This window comes from Mucilaginibacter sp. P4_G9 (genome assembly GCF_056400985.1).
This window is the reverse complement of the sequence record NZ_JBFUKF010000042.1, coordinates 1-23,264: the sequence shown is the minus strand read 5'-3', so window position 1 is coordinate 23,264 and position 23,264 is coordinate 1. Positions and strand designations below refer to the sequence as shown.

The window sequence follows — 23,264 nt, the reverse complement described above, 5'->3', positions numbered from 1 at the left end:
ATAAAACTCCTTTGTTTCTGCTTTAAACAGCTGGCTGGTGGTATCGTTAAGTGTATAAGTTGTACCGCCGCCGCTGATGTTAAGACGGGCCAGTTTGGCATCAGGTGTATACTCTTTATTAAATATACTGCTGCCTTCAATTTTTACTACGCCGTGATCAGTGTTGGTGCTGTCGCTGTCACTATTGTCGTCATCACTATTGTCATCGCCGCTATCGTTACTATCCCAATGAACAAAATTGTGTGGCCAAAAGTTATAACGATCGCCAAAGCGGCCAAACAGCAGCAGTGCAAAACCAGCTACAACCACTGTAAGTTTTAAAATTGTTGCCAATGGCGATTTATTGCCCGCAAAAACCAGGTTCACTCCACCTATAATTAAAAATATAGGCCAAAGGTGGAGTATATTCATCCAATGGAAATCAATAATATCAAAGTTGTGAAGCAGAAATATGGCTCCTATACACACCAGGATAGCACCTGGAATTAATTTATCGCTCTTCATGATTTTATATAGTTGGAGGGGTGTCTGTAATATTATCGTCTTTTTTCTCTTCCTTATTCAGGGTGTCGGTGTCATCAGTTGCTTTCACGTCCTGATCGGTAGTGGTATTTTGAAAGCCTGTTTCCCAGGGCTCCTTTTTTTGGCCCGATACAATGACAGCCAAACCAACTACTATTAAAATAACAGGCCATAATTTAGCCATGTGCCAAAAGTAAAAAACATGCAGTTCGTGAAGCAGGAATGACGCACCAAAAAATATCAGTACACAACCAATAATAACACCTGCGGTTGATGATGATTTTTTTGGCGGTATGGCTCCAAACGGGGCGCCTGGTKTTACCGGGCCGCTGCTATCAAATGGACTATAGGGTTGCTCTGGTGGTACCCTGTAATCAACATTAGGGTTATAAAAGTTGACCCCTCTTTTGGGTATCACTATCCATAGTACAACGTAGGCCGCAAGGCCTGTGCCCATAAATATAAATGTAAGTAAAAACAGGGCACGTATAATGGCTACATCCATGTCGAAGTATTCGGCCAGACCGGCGCAAACTCCTCCTATTTTCTTTCGGTATTCATCCCGATAAAGCTTCTTTTCCATAATCTTATTTAAATAACGTTCAAGTTTGGGTTTGTTTAATGATATAAAAGTACAGCGGGCGGCTAAAAATACCTATACAATATAGGTTAGCACGTGCAACAAGTCGGTGAATTGCCGGGTTTTGACGGTGAAAAGTCTTAAGTCAGAAGTCTTAAGTCGGAAGTCTTGAGTCATAAAACAGACTTTAAACTTGAGACTTAGTACTGCCGACTTACAACTGACCCGGCGCTGGTTTAATGATTATCTCGTCTACATTGGCTCCTGCGCTCATCCTGTATATATTGATGATTGCCGATGCGATGTCTTCTGGTAAAACCATTGTGTTTTTATCAACAACCGCATCTTTCCATGAATCCGTTAACGTCGATCCGGGAATTATTGCGGTTACCTTTACACCATGTTCCTGCATTTCAAGCCTCATTACCTTTGTTAGACCTAACAGCGCGTATTTTGTTACGCTATAAGCACCTGCCTGGGCAATTGGATTTAATGACGCTACCGAACATATGTTAAAAAAATGGCCCTTGTGCGCAACCTGCATGGCTTTACCAAAAAAGCGATACAGCTCATAGGTGGGCATAAGGTTTGTATTTACCTGTTTTTCAAAAGTATCATCAGCATCATTGAGTATACTTGTTGGGGTGAACATGCCTAAGTTATTTACAATCACATCAATAAAACCAAGTTCCTGCTGTGCAGCGGCGGCAAAGCCAAGCAGTTGGGTTTTGTTACTTCCATCGGCTACCCTGGCCAAAACTTTAATGTTGGGGTTATGATGCAGCAGTTCGTCCTTAAATTCCAATAATTCTTTTTCGTTTCGCGAACAAATAGCCAMGTTTAAGCCTTCATTTGCAAAAGCTATGGCAATGGCACGGCCCATGCCTTTTGTTGAACCGGTAATAAGGGCATTTTTCATAGTGATGATGAGTTTTTATTTTGAATGTACTTTTAATTTAAGCCCCCCAATTGTTGAGGGTGATTTTTATGCCTGTTGATTTTTGACAAGCTAAATTACGCAAGCTAAAATAATAGCTTGCAAAAAGCTCCTATTTTAGGCAATTAAACAATAGCGACTGGTAAGCTAAATTTAAAAATGTAATTTTATCCGATTTTTAATACATAACTATGATTCAAAGTTTAGGGCGATATATACTTTTACTAAGATTAAGTTTTAGAAAACCCGAAAAATTCACAGTATACTGGGCAGAGGTAATGCGCGAAATGGTTTCGGCGGGCATCGGTTCATTAGGCATAATCATGATTATTTCGGTTTTCATCGGTGCAGCTGTAACTATCCAAACCGCCTTCCAGTTGGTTAGTCCGCTGATAGCAAAATCGGTAGTAGGCGGTATTACCCGGGATAGTATGGTTCTTGAATTTAGCCCCACCATTTCATCTTTGGTACTTGCAGGCCGCGTTGGTTCAAGTATGGCATCGCAGATAGGCACCATGCGGGTTACCGAGCAGATTGACGCCTTAGAGATCATGGGCGTAAACGCACCGGGCTATTTAATATCGCCCAAGGTTATAGCAGGTGTAACCATGTTCCCGTTATTGGTTATCGTATCTATATTATTAGGATTTATAGGTGGCTACATTGCTTGTCTTACTTCAAGCGAAGTTACTACCGATGACTTTATAATTGGCCTGTCGGATGGTTTTAACTCTGTTATTATTACTGTATGTTTGGTTAAGGCAGTTGTGTTTGGCTTTATCATCACTACCATTTGCAGCTACCAGGGCTTTTATACCAAAGGCGGTGCCCTTGAAGTTGGCCAGGCTGCCACGCGCGGTGTAGTTTTTAGCTGCGTAATGATTTTATTGTTCGATTTAGTAATCTCCCGTCTATTTTTATGATAGAAATTCAAAACATCCATAAAACATTTGGCGAACACGAAGTTCTATCTGGCATAAGCGCTAATTTTAAACCCGGTATAAATAACCTCATCATTGGCGGTTCAGGTTCGGGCAAAACAACATTACTAAAATGCATTGTAGGCCTGCATGAACCTACCGAAGGGGATGTGCTTTTTAATGGCGAAAACTTTACCGATATGGGTTTTGAGGAACGCGTGCCTATACGCACCCACATTGGGATGCTTTTTCAAAACTCGGCACTGTTTGATAGCATGACGGTTGAAGAAAACATCATGTTCCCCTTAAACCTGTTCACCAACCAAACCAGGGCCGAAAAACGAGACAGGGCCAACTTCTGCCTTGAAAGGGTTAACCTGGCAGGTAAAAATAAACTGTACCCATCCGAGCTTTCGGGAGGTATGAAAAAACGCGTGGGCATAGCAAGGGCCATATCCATGCAACCCAAGTACTTGTTTGTAGATGAGCCTAACTCAGGCCTCGATCCTATGACCTCCATCCTGATTGATGACCTGATAAGCGAACTTACCGATGAATACCAGATCACCACAGTTGTTGTTACCCACGATATGAATTCGGTAATGGGTATTGGCGATCATATTTTGTTCCTGCACCAGGGCAAAAAATGGTGGGAAGGCAGCAACAAAGAAATTGCCCACACCGATAACAAGGAACTTAACGACTTTGTATTCGCCAGCAAGTTCATGAGGGCAGCAAAAGCGAAGCTTTGATTATCTGTTGCGAGTTGCGGGTTGCGGGATATACTTTTACGCGATTTAGTACGAAGTGGAAAATTAGTACATTTGCAACTTTTAGATCCGGCTACCGGCAACGCGAACCACGAACCCGATAAAAATGATTCAACTACTTACCCCAACGCACTGGAAAGATTACGAGCTGATTGATTGCGGCGATTTTGAAAAGCTGGAGCGTTTTGGGAACACCGTACTTATACGCCCTGAACCACAGGCGGTTTGGAGCAAAAGCCTCCCTCCTGCCGAATGGCAGCGTTTACACCACATAAAGTTTAAAGGCCGCTCTGCCACAGCGGGCGACTGGATAAAAAAAGACCCGAAAACTCCCGACCGCTGGCACATCGAGTATAAAAATAACGATGCAGCTATCAAGTTCCGCCTGGGGTTAACCTCTTTTAAACATCTTGGGATCTTCCCCGAGCAGGCCGTAAACTGGGATTACATTACTCAAAATATAAAACGGTTTAAAACCCCACAGCCAAAAGTACTTAACCTGTTTGCCTACACCGGCGGCGCATCATTAATAGCGCAGGCCGCGGGTGCCGATACCACACATGTAGATTCCATTAAACAGGTGGTTACATGGGCTAACGAAAACCAGGAGATCTCGGGCTTAAGCAATATCCGGTGGGTGGTTGAGGATGCACTTAAATTTGTAAAACGCGAACTTAAACGCGGCAAAAAATACAATGGCATCGTCCTCGATCCACCGGCTTATGGTAATGGCCCGAACGGCGAAAAATGGAAACTGGAGGATAACATCAACGAGATGATGGCCGATGTGATCCAACTGCTGGATCCTGAAGAACATTTTCTGATCCTGAACACCTATTCGCTTGGTTTTTCATCGGTAATAATAGAAAACCTGATTAAAAGCGCCTACCCCAAAGTGCAAAACCTGGAGATCGGCGAACTTTACCTGCAGGCCACAGCTGGCCCCAAATTGCCATTGGGCGTTTTCGGAAAGTTTCATAAAGTTAAAGGTAATTAATTATCAATATTTATATTTGCCTCAAACTAAACCTGCTTTGGTTGCTTTATAAGTAGCTGAAAATTAGTTTAAATTAAAATACAACTTACGCACACCTGCCACTTACCGAACATAGACACACATGAAATTAAAAAACGTCCTATTATCTGCAACCCTGCTCTTATCGTCCATTGTACTATTACCTGGCTGCTCGCAAAGCGATGGTGCCGGCAAAACAGATAGTAAGAAAACAGCTGCTAAAACTGATTCGGCAAAAGCCGAAGAAGCAGATTCGCTCAGCGTAAAAAAATCAGATTATCCTCCTATAGATAAGGCAAAATATGATACTTTATTAAAGTTTAATGCCCATGGTGATACCACCGGCAGATGGCCTGTTAAAAATACACCATACCCAATAGGCGGCGCTATTTTACCATATAAACGCGTAGTTGCTTTTTACGGCAATCTTTACTCAAAAAAAATGGGCATTTTGGGCGAATTGCCGCCAAAAGAAATGCTTGCCAAATTAAAGGGAGAGGTAAAGCATTGGGAAAAAGCCGATCCTAAAACACCGGTGCAACCCGCTTTACACTACATTGCTGTAGTAGCACAGGGTGATGGCGGCAAAGACGGAAAATTCCGTTACCGCATGCCTTTTAAACAAATTGACAGTGTATTGGTATTAGCAAAAAAAGCACATGCCATTGTATTTTTAGATGTGCAGGTAGCCTTAAGCAACATACAGGCGGAGTTACCTTTATTTGAAAAATATTTATCAATGCCACAGGTTCATTTTGGTATGGACCCTGAGTTTTCGATGAAAGATGGCAGCAAACCCGGCAAAAGGATAGGCACCTATGATGCGGCTGATATCAATTACGTATCAGACTACCTGGCCAAAATTGTAAGGAAAAACGGCTTGCCACCCAAAATTTTGGTAGTACACCGTTTCACCAAAAAAATGGTGACCAACTACAAAAACATCAAACTGCGTAAAGAAGTACAGTTAGTTATGGATATGGACGGCTGGGGCGAACCCGACCTTAAAACCGGTACTTACCGCTACTTCATTAACCAGGAGCCGGTACAGTTTACAGGCTTTAAATTGTTTTACAAAAACGACATCAAAAAAGCCCCTCACCATATGTTAACACCAGAGGAGGTTTTATCAAGGTATAAACCGTACCCTATTTATATTCAGTACCAGTAAATAAGTCGGAAGTCTTAAGTTCTAAGTAAAGGTCTCAAGTCAGGAATATTTATATTTTTGAGTTGGGACTTTTTAGTTTTAGTATACTTTTGAAGCTGAGCTAAATTACCGGTTTAGAATTTAAGACTCACGACTTAGAACTACAGACTTAAAAAAATGATCAAATTCGGAATTATAGGCTGCGGCCGCATCGCTCACCGCTTTATGCAGGGTTTTGCCGCTGTTGAGGGTGTTGAGTTGGTGGCATCATATTCGCGCCGGGCGGCTACCGTTGATGATTTTGTGGCGCAATACGGTGGCAAGGCCTGTTATACTTTAGATGAACTGCTGGCAAGCGATATTGATGCGGTTTATATTGCCACCCTGCCCGATAGCCATGTCGCTTATAGCATAGCCGCCCTTAAAGCCGGTAAACATGTGCTTTGCGAAAAACCGGCCACGGTAAACCTGTCCGAACTGGATGAGGTGTTGAAAGTGGTGAAATCAACCGGACTCTTATTTATGGAGGGTATGAAACCTCCCTTCTATCCATTATACACCCGTTTAAAAAAATACCTGGCTACCGACCCTATTGGCCCGGCGGGTTATGTTCGCGCCGGATCGGCTGTTGCCGATTGCCCGCCCGATCATCCAAATTATAACCTCGACCTGGTTGGCGGCAGTTTAATGGGGATAGGGATTTACGAAGCCTTTTTGGCGATTGACTGGCTTGGCGAATTGCAGGAAGTACAAACCATGGGTCGGTTTGGCAAAACGGGTATCGATATGTTTGCGATATTCCAAACATTGCATGCGGGTGGTTATTCGCAATTGTATGCGGGGTTTGACCTGCATGGCAAGGGCGACGCCCTCATTGCTGGTCCGCTTGGCCACGTAACCATCCATAAAAACTGGTGGAACCCGGCCCGCGCAACTATTGATTATCTGGATGGCCGAAGTGTAGAGCTCAATGAGCCATTTACCGCCGGGGGCTTGAATTACGAGATAAAACATTTTTGCGACCTGATCAGATCAGGTGCAACAGAAAGCCCCATCATCCCCCACCAGATGTCGCGGCAAATGATTGATATGATTGACCGGGCCCGGGCGCAGGTTGGATTAAAATATCCGGGAGAATAGTAATAAAGATTAATTTAAAGCTTGTTTGTAAAACCGGCAGCCAAAACAGCATTCAAATTCAAACCTGTTTTGCCCTATTAAAATTTATTGGAGTTGAGCACCGGGTTTTGGCTGGCATTTACCTGGTAAGTATAAATGGCATTTTGCTCATCTACCTCAACTATCCGGTATCCCTTGTAATCGGTTCCCCAATTACCTCCTATATGCGAATCAAAAAAATGAGGGAATCTGTTGCCGGTATAGCGTACGCCATCCAGCAAATGATCGTGACCATGAAAAGCGGCCTTTACATTCGGGTAGTTATGCAGCAGCTCAATGGTTTCGGGGCAATCGGTAAAAACATCATTTTTAGTCCAGTTTATTGGCGGGATATGCAGAATTGCAAATACAATTTTTTTGCCGGCAAATTTATCCAGCGATGTTTTGATAAAGGAATTATCGGGGCACACATAAACGCCTTTTGTATCGGCAGTATTGGCCAGCACAAAAGCGATGTCGCCAAATTCTATAGTATATTTATCCTCGTAACCAAAGCTCTTTTTCCAAACAGACGCATCAGCAAAATCATGATTGCCGGGAATAGTATGGTAAGGCACGCTCAGTTTATCAAGGTAAGTGCTTTTAATTTCGGGCAGCAAATCGGGACGATTATGCACCAGGTCGCCGTTAACAATCACCATATCCAGGTGATTTTTAGCATGATCTTCATTAAGCCATTTTACCATATTGCCGGTATTGGCAGTAAAATCGGTACCGGGCTGCCCGTAATGAATATCAGATGCCAGCGCAAAACGAAGTTTCAGTTTTGCTTTATGCTCCCGCCTATAACCATTACCAATGCTTGCAAAAGAGTTAACAGCTGGCAATAAAGTTAAAGCTGCTATACCAGTAAGGCTGGTTCCAATAAAATCCCGCCGTGTGCCCATGATCTATATAAAATTAAGCGTTAATATTTAAAAAAACATGAAGTCATCCTAAACTGTAAAGGTTTAGATAACTTCGTCCTTGCTCCTTCGTCCGAAAATCCTTTGTCTGAAAATCCTTTCGTCCAAAATCCTTCGTCCTTGCTCCTTTGTCCAAAAATCCTTGCTCCTTCGTCCGAAAATCCTTTGTCCTTCATCCAAAAATCCTTTGTCCTTTGTCCAAAAACCTACTTCACTATCACCCACCTGTTCACCGTATTCAATTCCCCTTCAATACATACCTTATAAAACCCCGATGGCATGTTTTTTACATCAACCAAAACATGCTCCGCAGAAACAGGCACTTCGGCTAACAGCTTATATTCATCGGCTTTACCTTCCTTAAAATTATTTGCAGCGGCTACCCATATCTTTACTTTACCTTTAGCATCCATAGCTTTCCAGCTTACATCAAGCGCGCCCTGCACTAAATTGGCTTCTGGCTGAGCAACGGATATGGGGCCAATCAGCGAAATACCATCGAGCTCCCGTAACTGTGCTTCGGGTACTTTTACATTTAAAAAGTTGTTGATTGATGGGGTAATATCCACAATACCCGGGGTATAGTATTTGGCGTAATTGTTAAGTGGTTTGTAATTTGTTACCATCCAGGTGCTGCGCTGCCGCGTACTTTGGCCGCCATGATTTTTGCCTGTTTGCTCATCACGGCCATGATCGGTAGTGACAAATATCAGCCAATCCTCCTTAAAATTTTTCTGCCGGTATTGGATAGCCTGCCATATACGGCCAACCTGCGCATCCATCTTCTCAATGGCATCATAATATTGCGGGCTATCGCCATATTTATGCCCCATATCGTCGGTATACTCCAGGTACACCCATGAAAGGTCGGGCGCTTTATCTTTAATACATAAGGCTGCTGATGCTGCCACCTGCTCATCTATCAGGTGCATATAATCGCCGGCCTTGTCATGCGGAAATTTTACCGTGTCCAGCTCAAAGCCATCATAAGCATAGTCGGGGTGAACGCTGCTGGCGTCGGGCAGGTTATCGCCAATGAGCTTTGTGCGGTTATCCGTCCAGCTCGAAAATATAGCAGTTTTTTTACCTGGGTAAGCATTTTTAAACATCCGGAAGATGTTCCAGTAATTATAATTCGGCGCTTTAATATCATTACCCCAAACATTATGTTTATTTACCCATGTAGCAGTAAGCAGGCTGTTGTATCCATTGGCAGAAATAGTAGGCGTTTGTGAATAACCGCCTTTTTCGCCTCCAACGTGCGCCCTCAGGTAGGCGCCTTGTGCAGCAATCTGCTTAAGATTTGGCGTGTTCACTTTTTCGATCACATCAGCAGGAATCCCATCAGCAATAATAAAGATAGCTTTTTTTATACGGGGTTGGGCCTTTGCCCCAATAACCACAGTACACAGCAGGCCAAAAAGAAATAATTTAACAAGGTTTTGCATTGTTGAAATATAAAGCGCTAAGCTAAGCTGAATAAAAAATTGCCGGGTTAATAAATTGTTATGTTTTTTGATTTTGTATTAAAAGCCAACGAATGCAAAAAATATTACCTGCACCCATAACATACGGTACAGCGACAGACAATTCAATCTCAATTCCCGCACCTCCTACAATTCTATTTATCTTTACAGCAATTACCTTATGAATCTCAACAGCACCGCAAATCAAACCAAATGGCTTTACCTGTTTATCGGTATGGCGGTTGTTATAAATTTTAGCGGGTTGTTTACAACCATTATAGGCCCCGATGCTAACCTGTATGCCACCATTTCAAAAAATATGGTTTTGCGCAACAATTACAGCGACCTGTTTGCCTGGGGCGGCGATTGGCTGGATAAACCACATTTCCCATTTTGGGTTACCAGTTTGTTTTTTAAATGCTTCGGGTTTAAAACATGGGCTTATAAGCTCCCTGGTATTTTGTTTATGATGATGGGGGCCGTTTATACTTATCAATTTGCCAAAAACCTATACAGTAAACAAATAGCCCTTTGGTCGGTACTGATATTGCTTACCGCGCAGCACATTGTCCTATCCAACACCGATGTACGTGCCGAGCCTTATTTAACCGGGCTAATCATTGCCGCGGTTTATCACTTTTATAAAGCCCAAACGGGTGACAGTTTCTGGCATTTAATACTGGCCAGCCTGTTCACAGCCTGCGCGCTCATGACTAAAGGTATGTTCGCCCTTATTACCATAGGCGGCGCAGTTGCAGGCCATCTGATTATCACCAGGCAGTGGAAACAACTTTTTACCTGGCGATGGCTGTTTGCAGCCTTATTGATACTGGTGTTTATTTTGCCCGAGATCTGGAGCCTGTACCAGCAGTTTGATCTGCACCCCGAAAAGGTGGTATTTGGCCGTACCGGTGTATCAGGTATTAAATTCTTTTTTTGGGATAGTCAGTTTGGCCGTTTTTTTAATACAGGCCCCATTAAAGGAAGCGGCGACCCCAGCTTTTTTATCCATACCCTGCTATGGGCATTTTCGCCATGGTCGCTTTTATTGTTTGCAGCTATATTTCAGTTCATAAAAAAAGGAGCTAAAAATGTACAGGCGCAGGAGTGGTATTGCATCTGCGGGTCGTTGATCACCTTCCTGCTGTTTTCAGCATCAAAATTTCAGCTGCCGCATTATCTTAATATCGTTTTCCCCTTCTTCGCTATTATTACAGCGCAATATCTTGATAAGCTAAAATCTTTAAAAAGCATTAAAGCAGTACGCGTTACGCAAAACGTAGTTATTATATTGCTTGTAGTTATAGTGAGCGCGCTTGAGTACTTTTTCAAACCCGAAACGTTTAACTGGCTAACAGGGCCCATCATTTTAGCATTTTTGCTGATGCTGATATTTTTGCCCTCAAAAATATCGGCAGAAATGCAGCAAACCATATACCGCACACTTTTGGTATCCTTTACCGTTAACCTATACCTTAACCTGTGCTTTTACCCATCGTTGCTGCATTACCAGGGGGGCAGCGAGGCCGCTATGTGGATAAATCATAACAACCCCGGCAAACTGCCCGTTTATATAGCTGCCGGTCAGTTTCATGACGATTTGAACTTTTACCTGGATGCTCCCTTTACCGAAATCAACCCTGATAGTACAGGCAGCCTCCCTGGCCCGGCACTGCTATATACCAATGCCGATGTGCTGCACACTTATATTAATAAAGGATGGAATATAAAAGTGCTTAAAACTTTTAAATCATACCCTGTCACCCGCCTCAGTCCTGCTTTTTTAAACAAAGCCACACGCGATAAAGAATTGTATAGTATGGAAGTAGCCATTGTCAATTTATCAAAAAAATAAAAGACAATAGCTTGTTGCATTGTGATTCCAATTCATGATAATGGCTGGTACTTATTTACTCAACTTATTTTGGCCATAACTAACCTGTGGATATTCATTTTAGCAGGCATCAGTGTGTGGATCCTGATAAAATATCATAAAAGAAAACACCCCACATTTTTAAGCTCCATAAAATCATAAAAATTAGTGGCATTTTCGCTAAACATTTCTATTTTTGCCAAAACATTAAATACGGTATCATGGAGTCAATGGAAAACGCTAACGCAGAGAAACATTACAAACTATTAGTTGTCGCAGTTATTATAGGCATTTTTGGTGTATTCATCCGTTTTGCAGGTGATGAAAACTCTCATTACTTCTCTTATATAGCTAATTTCGCACTATTGGTTGGTACTTTGCTTGCTTTAAAAGCAGTGTTTGATATTATGAAGTAATCCCACTTCCTAAAAGGGAGTTGGCAGATATAAACAGGAAGCCCCGTTCATTTTTGAACGGGGTTTCTTTAGTTTTAAACATACATCTACAAATCAAAAAGTATCCTTTTGGGGCTACTTCGGCCTGTACTTAGATTGATTTAATATTTTTTGTGCATCCTTATCGGCCATTAACTGCGGCAAAGTAACTTCAGGATGCCTATCCATGTAGGCACGCACAATTTGCCAGCCTGTGTATACAGCCAGCTTTGGGGCCGATTCATTTCTTTCGCCCAGGCCAGGGGTGAACGGGGCTTCGGTAAGATATTTCTGAATTTTTGGGTAATCCGTTTCATACAATAAGTTCTCTTCTAAAAAGTAGGCCCATATCTTCGATTCAAAATCAGTGCACCATTTCAACTGGGCCGCAGTGTAGCTTATCTTACATGTATCGCCTGCATCGGGCAATATCCTATCCATAAAATACATGATCTTACCGTTGTACACCATTTTTGATAGCAATGATTTATCGTTGTCATCTTCCGGAAACATATCCTCACGGGCAATACCCTCAATAACGCGGGGTGTAATATTATCGGGCGTAAAATGCCTTGATAAATAATGCGGAAAYGCGCTGGTAATGGAAGGATAAAACCTGGAGTTGGCTCCCAAAAACAAATCAAGCCCTATGGCAAAATAACCATCGCCAATTGATGTTTGTGCCTGGAAACCTGATAAGTAAGCATAAACTTTCGGGATCCTTTTCTGCGGATAGTAGTATTTAATATGCTTAAAAGCTTCGGTCAGTTCGGCATTTTGCTTATCCATACCAGGATAAACAGCATCCACATCATGTTTCAGATCGTTATAGGCTTTCCCTTTAAATACTTCGCGCAGGGTTTTAAAATAGGCAGTATCTTTTGTACTGCCGGYCTGTAAAATACGCTCAATAAAATCCTGGTAAAATACACCATACTTATTATGAAGAAAGCCAGCCTGCTTACTCATAGACCCGGTGCGCATAGCATCAAAATCGTGATCAAAGCGCTCTATCTTCACCTCAAGGTCAATATTACTTACATCAATCTTTTTATTGCGCCCGCAGGCCGCCAATATCAGGCCAATAAAAAAAATTAAGTAAATTTGTTTTGCTTTATGCCGGGTAGTTATCATTTTTATCCTTTGAGCAAAAATAATTTTTATTTGCATTAATACGTTACTATACCATCCATGAAAATCGCATTAGCMCAGCTTAACTATCATATAGGTAATTTCGAATCAAACACGGCCAAAATTATTGATCATATATTAGCGGCAAAGGAAAAAGGTGCCGACCTTGTTGTATTTGCCGAACTATGCGTTTGCGGTTACCCGGCGCGCGACTTTCTTGAATTTGATGAGTTTATTGGTTTGTGCGATGAAGCCGCAAAAAAAATAGCTGCAGTATGTACTGATGTTGCCTGCATTATCGGCCTGCCTACTTTCAATAACAAAACAGAGGGTAAAGACCTGAACAACTCTGCATATTTTATTGAAGATGGTAAGGTTAAAGCCATTGTGAATAAAGCTTTGCTGCCAAATTATGATGTGTTTGATGAGTACCGTTACTTTGAACCATCAACAGATTTTAATTGTATTGAATTTAAGGGCAAAAAAATAGCGCTTACTATATGCGAGGACCTGTGGAATACCATCGAGAACCCATTATACGTAACCCGCCCAATGGATATTCTGATCAATCAGCAGCCTGATATAATGATCAATATTGCCGCATCGCCTTTTGCTTATAACCACGATGAGGTGCGGATTGCCATTTTGAGCAATAATGCCAGTCGCTATAATTTACCGCTGCTTTATGTAAACCAGGTAGGCGCCCAAACCGAACTGATATTTGATGGAGGATCATTGATATTTGATAATACAGGTAAGCTGATAGATGAAATGCCTTATTTTGAAGAGAATATGGCTTATTATACCCTTGCCGATGGGGGCACGCTAAGTTTTGAACATACATCAACCCTAAAAACCGAACGGCCAAGTGATATTGACCAAATACACCAGGGAATTATATTGGGTATCCGCGATTACTTTCATAAATCGGGCTTTAAACAGGCCATATTAGGTTTATCCGGCGGGATAGATTCGGCTGTGGTTTGCGCTTTGGCTGCCGAGGCCCTGGGGCCTGTAAATGTGATGGCTGTATTGCTGCCTTCGCGTTTTTCAACAGACCATTCTCTTAAAGATGCTGAAGACCTGGTGAAAAACCTGGGCTGCAAAAGTGAAACAATAGCTATAAAGCATATTACCGAAGCAATTGAGGGCTCCTTGCACCCGCAGTTTAAAAACCTTCCGTTTAATATTGCCGAAGAAAATATCCAATCGCGCAGCAGGGCTATTTTATTAATGGCGATGTGCAATAAGTTCGGTTATATTTTGCTAAATACCAGCAATAAAAGTGAAGCGGCAGTAGGTTATGGCACTTTATATGGCGATATGTGCGGAGGGATCTCCGTTATAGGCGATGTATATAAAACGCAGGTTTTTGAACTGGCACGTCACATTAACCGTGATAAAGAAATCATCCCAATCAATTCCATTGTTAAACCACCATCGGCTGAGTTAAGGCCCGACCAAAAGGATACCGACTCCCTGCCCGAGTATGATATTCTGGATAAAATATTGGAAGAATATATTGAATACCGTCGCTCATCTGCCGAGATCATAAAAATGGGATACGACGAAGCGACCGTTCGCCGGGTAATCAAGCTTACCAATTCGGCCGAGCATAAACGCTACCAAACACCCCCAATCTTAAGGGTTTCGCCCAAGGCCTTTGGTATGGGCCGCAGAATGCCTATTGTGGGTAAATATCTTTCGTAGATAAATTCGGTGTGATTATCGATTCTCTGTATAAAAGCTAATTTATAATGAGTTAATTTATTCATTTAATTTTCTTGAAAATAACTATATTTCAAGCCCATGAATAAATTTTACGCAGCTTTATGTGCTTGTTTTTTTGTGCTGTGTACAGCCGGTCAAGCTTTTGCCCAGCAACCTCTGGTAAGTGAATCCAAAAAAGCCGAATTAGCTAACTTTTCATCACAATTAAAAGATATTTACATGGCCAGCAAGCAGCAGGCTCTGTCGTTAGCAGGCAAACGCGGGTGGCCAATCAGCCGCCGGTCAAAAAACGGCAATTTACTGTCGTTGCAAGGAGTAAACAGTTTAGGTTTCCCCATATACCTTATTACACATAATAACACTACTGCAGCGGCAACAACAGGTACTAATACTGTACAACCCGGTGGTTCGTTAGGGTTAAACCTGTCTGGCTCCAGTGCCAGCCTTCTCAATAAACTGGCCATATGGGATGGCGGCTCGGTTTATGCCGCTCACCAGGAATTTGCAGGTAAAACCATTACCATAAAAAATAGTGCAACCATACTTGACCATACAACTCACGTAGCAGGTACTATGATAGCCAAGGGTGTATATGCACCTGCCAAAGGGATGGCCTTTAACGCGGGCAGCCTTTTATCATGGGATTTTGATAACGATATAAGCGAAATGAGTGCTGCCGCATCAGGCTTGCTACTATCCAATCACTCCTACGGTGATGTGGCAGGATGGGAATATAGCGATACCGACTCGCGCTGGGAATGGTATGGCTTACCCGGTGATTCTGTTGATTACACTTTTGGTTTTTATGATACCCGCGCACAGTCATGGGATAAAATTGCTTATACCGCACCATATTATCTTATAGTCGAATCGGCCGGTAATAGCCGGTCCAGTAACGGGCCAGCCATAGGTTCACCCTATTATGGCTACAGGAGCAGAACCGACCAAACGATGGTAAACAAGGGTGCCAGACCTGCAACCATCAGCGATAACAGCGGTTATGATATCATAAGCACAACTGGTAATGCTAAAAACACAATTACCGTAGGGGCTGTAAACCCTTTATCGTCGGGCCCTACAAACAGGCAGGATGTAAGCATTGCTTATTTCAGTGCCTGGGGGCCAACTGATGATGGCCGGGTTAAACCCGATATTGTTGGTGACGGCGTTAGTGTAACATCAGTAGGCGTTGCAAACAGCACATCGTATCTTACCTTATCGGGTACCTCAATGGCTGCGCCTAATATTACAGGATCTTTATATTTATTGCAGGAGTACTATTACAAACAAAACAACCAGAGTTTTATGCGCTCGGCAACGCTGAAGGGCCTGGTTTGCCATACTGCTTTTGATGCCGGTAACGTAGGTCCCGATTATGTTTATGGATGGGGACTGCTCAACATGACAAAAGCCGCCCAGGCTATAACTGATAATGGCACCAAGAGCCTTATTAAAGAAAATACCCTTATCCAGGGCCAAACCCAAACATTTAATGTGCTGGCATCAGGATCGGGCGCTTTAATGGCCACCATTGCATGGACCGACCCTCAGGGAACGGTTTCGCCCGATGGCACGATAAACAGCCGTACCCCAAAACTGGTAAATGACCTGGATATAAAGGTTAGCGATGGCAATACTACCTATGATGCATGGATTTTAGATCCTGAGCACCCATCTGCTGCTGCAACAACCGGCGACAACATTCGGGATAATGTGGAGCAGGTTTATATTGCCAATGTGGTACCAGGCAAAGCTTACACAGTTACAGTATCTCATAAAGGTACTTTAGCGCCCGGCCTGCAGGCCTACTCACTTATAGTAACCGGTATTGGTGGCATAGCATATTGCTCGTCGGCTCCGTTGAGTAATGTCGATTCGCGCATTAACAACCTTAAGCTTGCTAATATTAATAATACGCCGGCCCAGGGCTGCAAAAGTTATTCTGATTACACCAATTTAACAGTTCAATTGGAGCAGGACAAATCCTATCCGCTAAGTATTACCCTGGGCACCTGCGGCGGCAATTTCACTAAAGCGGCCAGGGTATTTATTGATTATAATGAAAACGGCGTTTTTGATAATACCGAACTGGTTGCAACTACCGGTTTTATTAACGGTACAGGCACATATAATACTACTATAAAAATACCGGCAAATGTATCCGCGGGCACTTACAGCTTAATGCGGGTAGTATTAAGTGAAACCGGGGACACCTCCACTATAAAAGCCTGCGGCAGTTACAGCAAAGGCGAAACCCAGGATTACCGGGTGCAATTTTTACAAACCAGCGTTGATGCAGGTATTTCGGCCATTGTTAACCCTGGGTCAGATGGAACATGCTCGGTAAGTACACCCGTAACTATCCGGGTTAAAAACTTTGGCAGCGCAGCAATCAGCAATATCCCGCTAACAGTAAAAATAACCGCTTCTGACAATACTGTAACTACCTTTACCGGAACTTATACCGGCACACTTGCATCGGGCGATGAAGATAATTTTACCTTTAGCCAAAGTTTTAATGCGCTTGCCGGGGCCACCTATACTATAACTGCTATAAGCAACTTAACCGGCGACCCGGTAAAAACAAATGATACTGTAACAACAACTATCGATGTCAACTCACCATCTGCAATTGGCGCTCTTAACGCTTTCTACTGTACCGATAGCAAACAATACCTTTTATCGGGCGATGGTGATGGCACTTTACTTTGGTACCAAAACATAAATGATACTATCCCTATTGCAGCAGGCAGCCTTGTAAGCACAGCGTATCCGCCTGTAAACAATAAATATTACGCAGGGGTAAATGATTTTAAAGGGACGGTAGGTCCGGCTACTAAAAATACTTTCGGCGGCGGTGGGTATAACCAGTTTACACCATCGGTGATAGTTAATACCAAAGTACCGGTAGTTATTCAAAGCGCCCGCCTGTACATCGGCAATCCTGGTAAAATTACTTTTAACGCAAGTAACAGTAGCGGACAAATCGTAGCATCAACAACCATAAATGCCCAGGCCACCCGTACCGTACCTCTGCCAGGCCCGCAGGCAGATGACCCGGCCGACCAGGGTAAGGTTTATAATCTCAATCTTGAATTACCGGCTGCAGGCAAATACGTAATATCGGTTGAGTATGATAATACAGCAACCATCTACCGTAACAACGCAGGTGTAACAGCCTATCCATTTGGCATAGGTAATATTTTCAGTATTACCGGGAACGACGCGACAGGTGATAACCCATCGGATACAAGCTACTACAAAAGTTTTTATTATTACTTTTATGATATGAAGGTGCAAAGCCTGGGCTGCGCATCGGCAGCAAGAAAAGCTGTTACACTAACCAAACCCATAATTACGCAAAGTAATAATACCTTAAAGTCCAGTATTGTAACAGGCAACCAATGGTTGTTAAATGGACAGCCTATAGCAGGAGCCACCGGTGCCACTTATGAGCCCCTGCAAAGCGGGGATTACCAGGTGGCAGATACTTTAGCCAGCGGATGTGTAGCCTTATCAGATGTTTTTACTTACGCACGAACGGTTGCCAATGCTGATAAATCGACCGATATCGGGTTAACGGTATTCCCTGTGCCGGCAAGTGTCAATCTTTATGTTGTATTTACAGCAAAAGCTGCTGCCGAACTGAATTTATCGCTTGTCAATTCTGTGGGACAAACTGTGTTATCAAATAAACAGATCCTGGCCCAGGGCAATTTCAGCACAGTGATAAATGTAACCAATTTGCAGCCTGGCGTTTATGTATTAAAGGTATTACTGGGTAGTAAGGTTTACGGTAAGAAGGTGATTGTAGCCCATTAATTCGTCGGCCTCATACAAACACTTTCCGGGAACGCAGGGCTTAAATTGTGTTTGCAAAAAGTCTCACGCACCAGCTGGCGGGTGAGACTTAGAGGGTGCTTTTTTATTGAAAAGTATATTTTACTCCAACACCCGGTGCAATGTCAAAAAATGGTCCGGTTGCCACCTCAAGGCGGGGATTAAGGTCCAGGCTTACCGCAATCGGGCTATTGGGCACCATCCACTCAAGGCCCAAAACGCCATCAGCTCCTAATAAAAGGTGCCTGTCTTTATAATATTGATCATCGCTGCCAAAGCGTTTGTAATATCCGCTACCTATGGAGCCTAAGTGCCCCCCAAAGCCATAATAAAAATTGAGCTTATCAACATTAAAAGCCTGCGTATGTATTTCATATAAACCTGTTATTACCAGGCCATGATCGCGAATGCCCAGGAGGCCTTCAAGTGCCGTGTTTTTATCCAGGAAGTATTTTCCGGAAGGACCAATTTCATATGCCCCGAATTTTAAACCGGCGGCCACCTTATAATCCTGTGCCCGTGAGCGCTTACCAATTAATAAAAATGAAACAGAGAAGAGCAGAATGTAAATTAATTTTTTCATATAGTAGTTTTAAATAAACAATTAAACAGGTAATGTTTTGGCATAAAAACTTAACACAGGTTTAACCATGCGTAAGCTTAAATGTTTCTGCAAATAAACGCCGGATTTGGTTTTTTATGGTATTGTAAAGTAAAAACTATTTTGGCTAATGTTCATCTAACTGATTTTCAGAGGGAAATATTGGTTCGTTTTTTAGTGGGATTGTGCCCTCAAATAAGTTATTTTAGTAAAAATAATTTATTTAAACTATGATGATATATACCTTCAAAATAACAAATATCAGGCACTTAACGCGATTTTTAACTATACTTTTTTTTATTTCCGCCGGTTGCGCATACGGGCAATCCGTTGACAACAATAATGGTCAATATCATAATGGTATGGTAGTATGTGCCTACCCCGATGCAGCCCGGGTTGGTCTTGATATTTTGAAGAAAGGCGGTAATGCCGTTGATGCCGCTGTAGCTGTACATTTTGCACTTGCTGTAACTTATCCCGATGCCGGCAATATTGGCGGTGGTGGCTTTATGGTTTTCCGTTCAAAAAAGGGCAAATGCAACACCCTCGATTTCAGGGAAAAAGGCCCTGCCGGTGCAAGTGCCAATATGTATCTTGATTCCGCCGGGAATGTAATACCCGATATGAGCTTGTATACACGCCAGGCATCGGGCGTGCCCGGCTCTGTTGATGGCATGGTTAGGGCTCATCGCAAATATGGCAAGCTAAAATGGGCCGACCTGGTACAACCGGCTATCGACCTTGCCCGCAACGGCTTTAAAATAACCAAACGCATGGCCAATGATCTAAACCGCACCCATACCCAATTTCTGAAACTAAATCCTGGTAAAACCTATTTAATTAAAGATGGGGATTGGAAAGAAGGAGATCTGCTGGTACAGGAAGATCTTGCCAAAACCTTTGAACTTATCCGTGATAAAGGCCGTAAAGGCTTTTATAAGGGCGTGGTTGCCGATCAGATTGTTGCCGAAATGAAAAGCGGGAATGGCCTGATCTCCAAAAAAGACTTAAAAAAGTATCATGCGGTTTGGCGTAAAGCCCTTACGGGTAATTATAAAGACTACAAGATCATTACCATGCCACCGCCATCAAGCGGAGGAATAGCCCTGCTGCAGCTGCTGCAATCGGTTGAAAAATATCCTTTAAAAAGATGGGGATATAACCAGGATAGTACTATAAGGTTGGTAGTTGAGGCCGAACGCCGGGTTTATGCCGATAGATCAAAATACCTGGGCGATCCCGATTTTTATAAAGTGCCCGTCGATAGTCTCCTCAAACCGGCTTATATAACATCACGCATGAATAATTTTAACTGGGATGCAGCTACCCCAAGTACCAGCATACAACCCGGCACTTTTACAGGTTATGAAAGCGATCAAACAACGCACTATTCTATTGTAGATGGGGATGGCAATGCAGTGTCAATCACTACAACTTTGAACGATAGTTTTGGCTCCAAAATATTTGTGAAAGGCGCCGGCTTCTTACTGAACAACGAAATGGATGATTTTAGCTCAAAACCAGGTGTACCCAATATGTATGGACTGGTTGGAGGCAAGGCCAATAGCATTCAGCCCGGTAAACGCATGTTATCATCCATGACACCAACCATTGTTGAAAAGGATGGCAAGCTGTTTATGGTGGTGGGTACTCCCGGCGGATCAACCATAATCACTTCCGTTTTTCAAACTATACTTAACGTGATAGAGTTTAATCAAAATATGCAGCAGGCAGTAGCCTCTAAGCGCTTCCACTCACAATGGCTGCCCGATGAAGTAGCCGTTGAAAAAGACGGGATAGACGGCGCAACCCTGATAAAACTGCAAAGCAAAGGTTACAAAATAACAAACCGCAATGCTATAGGTCGCGTAGACGCCATCCTTAAAACCAGGGAGGGTTATTATGAAGGCGGTGCCGACCCCAGAGGGGACGATACTAAACTGGGGTGGTAGTAAGGCTGTACTTAATACCTGTTTTGTTGCAAACCGCAAACTTAAATTTGCGTAATTAACAAGCATTTCTTACGTTTGGTATGCATGCATAACAGCGTAAAACACCAGGAAACCATCGATTATTTTTTAAAGATTGTGTGGCAAACAGTGGCTAACAGGTATAACCAGTTGGTTACCGAGTTTGGTATCACACAGTCTATAGGCTATCTGTTGATCAATATAGATGAAAAAGAAGGCACCACTGTATCCCAGGCTGCAGCTTTGCTGGGTCTTAAATCAACCAGTTTATCAAGAATGCTTAGTCAACTGGAAAAAACGGGGTTAATCTATCGTGAATCCAATCAGGGCGATAAACGCTCGGTAAAGATTTACCTGACCGAACTTGGTAAAGAAAAACGTCACCAGGCACGTGTAGTAGTAAAGCAATTTAACAACTACCTTGATGCCCATATCAGCGAGGCAGATAAGGAATATCTCACCGAAATGCTAAAAAAGATAAACAAGCTTACAGTTAACTATAAACCTAATAGCCATTAGTCATTGAATGGCGCCGATGAGCACTGTTGACCAATAACTGAGAAGCCAATTCCGCTATAATTTTTCAAAGAATAATGCGTTTTTGATTGAACTATGTTCGTTGTGAACAAATAATGGCTGCGCAATGTGTTAAAAAATGTTAAGCTGCCGTTTTTCTATTATAAAAGAATAAATTTGCCTTTTGAAAAAATGAACAGGTTACTTGTTTTACTATTGCTTTTGATGGCTGGATTGGGTGCATGTAAAAAATCTGCCGATCCTTTAGCACAGTATAAAATACAAGCTGATATTGATGATAAAATAATTAGCGATTACCTGGCACAGCATCCGGAAGACAGTGCTAAACGTGTTGATACATCAGGTGTGTTTTACATTATAAAAAAAGGCGAAGAAGGATCTGGAAATGACCTGTTTACCAGTTCGACAACTATAACAGTAGGTTTTACCGGACAACGATTAAACGATGATGCAGTATTTGCGCAAACCAGCAATTTTCATCCATCCTATACATTAGGAAGTGTGATAAAGGGCTGGCAATTGGGAGTACCTCAAATAAAAAAAGGTGGCAAAATAAGGTTGCTTATTCCATCGAGGTATGCTTATGGACCATTTGCACAGGATTCGATAAATTTGCCCGCTAATTCGGTGCTTGATTTTAATATACAGCTTTATAACATAACTAATTAGACAAAAAATAAAGGTAAAGAGCGATAATGATAGCTATTACTGTTAACAAACAATATAAATGAAGAAAATTACTTTTACGTTATTACTACTTACCACAATAGGTTTTATATCCTGCCGTAAAACCGGGAACGATCCGAATATTACACAATACGACGAAACCAATATCCAAAACTATATTAAAGCAAACGGGCTTACTGCAATGAAACGTGATACTACCGATGGTGATACCAGTGGTATTTATTACCAGATACTTTCGCAGGGATCAACGGCAGGCACACCATTGGACTACTCAGATACAGTAAAATTTGTGTTTACCCTAAAATCATTTGATGGCAAGTACAATTCAGTAGATTCACTTACCAATAACCATTACGATGGCTTTTTAGGCCATATAAACCAAAACGGGTTGCCAAAAGGTTTACAGATAGCTATTCATAACCTTATTAAGTATAAAGGTACAAGTGCAAGAGTGCTTATACCATCACGCCTGGCCTATGGCGTTAACGGAAACGGATCAGGGAGTTCAAGTAATGTGAATACCCGTATTGCCGGTAACCAGTGTCTTGATTATTATGTAAATGTGATATCTGATCAAAATACTTATGACGATCAGGTCATAAAAAAGTATATGGCTACCAATAGCTTAACGGGCTTTGTTAAATCGGCCGGCGGTTATTATTATAAAGTGACAACTCCAGGTACAGGTGCAAATCCTATAGGTGCGTATTCGGCCTTTACTGCAACTTACTCGGGCAAATTTTTAACCGGAACAGAGTTTGACGCCAACACTACRGGTGTAGCATTCGATCTTTCGGGCAATGGCGGAAGCATACCTGTAACAGGTGTGGCACAGGGTTTACAGGGCTATACTACAGGTGCTGCAGTTACCCTCCTCCTGCCATCAAGATATGCTTATGGCCGGTCTGGTATTGCATCTGGTAGTACAAGTATTGCCGGGAACACAAACTTACGTTTTGACTTTACAATAGTTACGGTAACTAACTAATATTACTTAGCTAAAGCCTCTTTAAAGG

At 42.4% G+C, this 23,264-nt stretch carries 20 protein-coding genes; 13 read left to right on the top strand and 7 right to left on the bottom strand.

The genetic code is table 11. The features are described from left to right. The 3 genes from AC1DPZ_RS06400 to AC1DPZ_RS06390 form a co-directional block, all read right to left on the bottom strand. Window positions 1–504, bottom strand: a 504-nt coding sequence (locus tag AC1DPZ_RS06400; RefSeq protein WP_477402013.1) for a LiaI-LiaF-like domain-containing protein, incomplete at its 3' end; no start/stop codon positions are given. Between the two features lie 4 nt (window positions 505–508). After that, window positions 509–1,105, bottom strand: a complete 597-nt coding sequence (locus AC1DPZ_RS06395) for a PspC domain-containing protein (protein WP_477402011.1) — start codon at window positions 1,103–1,105, stop codon at window positions 509–511. A 211-nt stretch (window positions 1,106–1,316) separates the two neighbouring features. Beyond that, window positions 1,317–2,021: an SDR family oxidoreductase gene (locus tag AC1DPZ_RS06390; RefSeq protein ID WP_477402010.1), complete on the bottom strand. Its 705-nt coding sequence runs from the start codon at window positions 2,019–2,021 to the stop codon at window positions 1,317–1,319. A gap of 209 nt (window positions 2,022–2,230) precedes the next feature. Here AC1DPZ_RS06390 and AC1DPZ_RS06385 point away from each other — a divergent pair, with 209 nt between their 5' ends. The 5 genes from AC1DPZ_RS06385 (at window position 2,231) to AC1DPZ_RS06365 (ending at window position 7,034) form a co-directional block, all read left to right on the top strand. After that, window positions 2,231–2,962 (top strand): MlaE family ABC transporter permease, encoded by a 732-nt coding sequence (locus AC1DPZ_RS06385; RefSeq protein WP_477402009.1) that lies wholly within the window; start codon window positions 2,231–2,233, stop codon window positions 2,960–2,962. Continuing rightward, window positions 2,959–3,711, top strand: a complete 753-nt coding sequence (locus AC1DPZ_RS06380) for an ABC transporter ATP-binding protein (protein WP_477402007.1) — start codon at window positions 2,959–2,961, stop codon at window positions 3,709–3,711. The genes AC1DPZ_RS06385 and AC1DPZ_RS06380 overlap by 4 nt, the downstream gene beginning before the upstream one ends. Before the next feature lie 124 nt (window positions 3,712–3,835). Then, window positions 3,836–4,726: a class I SAM-dependent methyltransferase gene (locus tag AC1DPZ_RS06375; protein ID WP_477402005.1), complete on the top strand. Its 891-nt coding sequence runs from the start codon at window positions 3,836–3,838 to the stop codon at window positions 4,724–4,726. A gap of 121 nt (window positions 4,727–4,847) precedes the next feature. Next, entirely contained in the window at window positions 4,848–5,915 is a 1,068-nt protein-coding gene (locus tag AC1DPZ_RS06370; protein ID WP_477402003.1) for a hypothetical protein, read from the top strand. 156 nt (window positions 5,916–6,071) lie between these two features. Further along, entirely contained in the window at window positions 6,072–7,034 is a 963-nt protein-coding gene (locus AC1DPZ_RS06365; RefSeq protein WP_477402001.1) for a Gfo/Idh/MocA family protein, read from the top strand. Between the two features lie 77 nt (window positions 7,035–7,111). Here the strand turns inward: AC1DPZ_RS06365 and AC1DPZ_RS06360 are convergent, their stop codons facing one another. Together AC1DPZ_RS06360 and AC1DPZ_RS06355 are read right to left on the bottom strand one after the other, a co-directional pair. Next, complete coding sequence (locus tag AC1DPZ_RS06360) at window positions 7,112–7,960, bottom strand: metallophosphoesterase family protein (RefSeq protein WP_477402000.1); 849 nt, start codon at window positions 7,958–7,960, stop codon at window positions 7,112–7,114. A 224-nt stretch (window positions 7,961–8,184) separates the two neighbouring features. Beyond that, window positions 8,185–9,426 (bottom strand): alkaline phosphatase family protein, encoded by a 1,242-nt coding sequence (locus tag AC1DPZ_RS06355; RefSeq protein ID WP_477401998.1) that lies wholly within the window; start codon window positions 9,424–9,426, stop codon window positions 8,185–8,187. A gap of 199 nt (window positions 9,427–9,625) precedes the next feature. Here AC1DPZ_RS06355 and AC1DPZ_RS06350 point away from each other — a divergent pair, with 199 nt between their 5' ends. Both AC1DPZ_RS06350 and AC1DPZ_RS06345 read left to right on the top strand, forming a co-directional pair. Further along, window positions 9,626–11,299: an ArnT family glycosyltransferase gene (locus AC1DPZ_RS06350; RefSeq protein ID WP_477401997.1), complete on the top strand. Its 1,674-nt coding sequence runs from the start codon at window positions 9,626–9,628 to the stop codon at window positions 11,297–11,299. Between the two features lie 239 nt (window positions 11,300–11,538). Then, entirely contained in the window at window positions 11,539–11,733 is a 195-nt protein-coding gene (locus tag AC1DPZ_RS06345) for a hypothetical protein (protein WP_477401996.1), read from the top strand. A gap of 114 nt (window positions 11,734–11,847) precedes the next feature. Here the strand turns inward: AC1DPZ_RS06345 and gldB are convergent, their stop codons facing one another. Next, a complete protein-coding gene (gene gldB / locus AC1DPZ_RS06340; protein WP_477401995.1) occupies window positions 11,848–12,885 on the bottom strand; it encodes a gliding motility lipoprotein GldB in 1,038 nt (345 codons plus the stop codon). A 57-nt stretch (window positions 12,886–12,942) separates the two neighbouring features. Between gldB and AC1DPZ_RS06335 the strand changes: the two genes are divergently transcribed. After that, window positions 12,943–14,592 carry an NAD+ synthase gene (locus tag AC1DPZ_RS06335; RefSeq protein ID WP_477401994.1) on the top strand — a complete coding sequence of 550 codons (1,650 nt, stop codon included), beginning with the start codon at window positions 12,943–12,945 and terminating at the stop codon, window positions 14,590–14,592. 99 nt (window positions 14,593–14,691) lie between these two features. Next, window positions 14,692–18,435, top strand: a complete 3,744-nt coding sequence (locus AC1DPZ_RS06330) for a S8 family serine peptidase (RefSeq protein WP_477401993.1) — start codon at window positions 14,692–14,694, stop codon at window positions 18,433–18,435. A gap of 103 nt (window positions 18,436–18,538) precedes the next feature. On the opposite strand, the gene AC1DPZ_RS06325 is transcribed toward AC1DPZ_RS06330, so the two are convergent. Beyond that, a complete protein-coding gene (locus tag AC1DPZ_RS06325; protein ID WP_477401992.1) occupies window positions 18,539–19,036 on the bottom strand; it encodes a hypothetical protein in 498 nt (165 codons plus the stop codon). A 251-nt stretch (window positions 19,037–19,287) separates the two neighbouring features. Here AC1DPZ_RS06325 and ggt point away from each other — a divergent pair, with 251 nt between their 5' ends. The 4 genes from ggt (at window position 19,288) to AC1DPZ_RS06305 (ending at window position 23,236) form a co-directional block, all read left to right on the top strand. Further along, complete coding sequence (ggt, locus tag AC1DPZ_RS06320) at window positions 19,288–21,006, top strand: gamma-glutamyltransferase (RefSeq protein WP_477402015.1); 1,719 nt, start codon at window positions 19,288–19,290, stop codon at window positions 21,004–21,006. A gap of 84 nt (window positions 21,007–21,090) precedes the next feature. After that, entirely contained in the window at window positions 21,091–21,543 is a 453-nt protein-coding gene (locus tag AC1DPZ_RS06315; RefSeq protein WP_477401991.1) for a MarR family winged helix-turn-helix transcriptional regulator, read from the top strand. A gap of 189 nt (window positions 21,544–21,732) precedes the next feature. Continuing rightward, the gene (locus tag AC1DPZ_RS06310; protein ID WP_477401990.1) at window positions 21,733–22,230 is read left to right on the top strand and encodes an FKBP-type peptidyl-prolyl cis-trans isomerase; all 498 of its coding nucleotides are present in this window, start codon (window positions 21,733–21,735) and stop codon (window positions 22,228–22,230) included. A 58-nt stretch (window positions 22,231–22,288) separates the two neighbouring features. After that, the gene (locus tag AC1DPZ_RS06305; protein WP_477401989.1) at window positions 22,289–23,236 is read left to right on the top strand and encodes an FKBP-type peptidyl-prolyl cis-trans isomerase; all 948 of its coding nucleotides are present in this window, start codon (window positions 22,289–22,291) and stop codon (window positions 23,234–23,236) included. The last annotated feature ends 28 nt before the right edge of the window (window positions 23,237–23,264 follow it).

Excerpts from the sequence above, each read along its gene's own strand:
- AC1DPZ_RS06385 (WP_477402009.1), top strand. The coding sequence starts at position 2,231 with ATGATTCAAAGTTTAGGGCGATATATACTTTTACTAAGATTAAGTTTT.
- AC1DPZ_RS06380 (WP_477402007.1), top strand. The coding sequence starts at position 2,959 with ATGATAGAAATTCAAAACATCCATAAAACATTTGGCGAACACGAAGTT.
- AC1DPZ_RS06375 (WP_477402005.1), top strand. The coding sequence starts at position 3,836 with ATGATTCAACTACTTACCCCAACGCACTGGAAAGATTACGAGCTGATT.
- AC1DPZ_RS06370 (WP_477402003.1), top strand. The coding sequence starts at position 4,848 with ATGAAATTAAAAAACGTCCTATTATCTGCAACCCTGCTCTTATCGTCC.
- AC1DPZ_RS06365 (WP_477402001.1), top strand. The coding sequence starts at position 6,072 with ATGATCAAATTCGGAATTATAGGCTGCGGCCGCATCGCTCACCGCTTT.
- AC1DPZ_RS06360 (WP_477402000.1), bottom strand. The coding sequence starts at position 7,960 with ATGGGCACACGGCGGGATTTTATTGGAACCAGCCTTACTGGTATAGCA.
- AC1DPZ_RS06355 (WP_477401998.1), bottom strand. The coding sequence starts at position 9,426 with ATGCAAAACCTTGTTAAATTATTTCTTTTTGGCCTGCTGTGTACTGTG.
- AC1DPZ_RS06350 (WP_477401997.1), top strand. The coding sequence starts at position 9,626 with ATGAATCTCAACAGCACCGCAAATCAAACCAAATGGCTTTACCTGTTT.
- AC1DPZ_RS06345 (WP_477401996.1), top strand. The coding sequence starts at position 11,539 with ATGGAGTCAATGGAAAACGCTAACGCAGAGAAACATTACAAACTATTA.
- AC1DPZ_RS06330 (WP_477401993.1), top strand. The coding sequence starts at position 14,692 with ATGAATAAATTTTACGCAGCTTTATGTGCTTGTTTTTTTGTGCTGTGT.
- AC1DPZ_RS06325 (WP_477401992.1), bottom strand. The coding sequence starts at position 19,036 with ATGAAAAAATTAATTTACATTCTGCTCTTCTCTGTTTCATTTTTATTA.
- ggt (WP_477402015.1), top strand. The coding sequence starts at position 19,288 with ATGATATATACCTTCAAAATAACAAATATCAGGCACTTAACGCGATTT.
- AC1DPZ_RS06315 (WP_477401991.1), top strand. The coding sequence starts at position 21,091 with ATGCATAACAGCGTAAAACACCAGGAAACCATCGATTATTTTTTAAAG.
- AC1DPZ_RS06310 (WP_477401990.1), top strand. The coding sequence starts at position 21,733 with ATGAACAGGTTACTTGTTTTACTATTGCTTTTGATGGCTGGATTGGGT.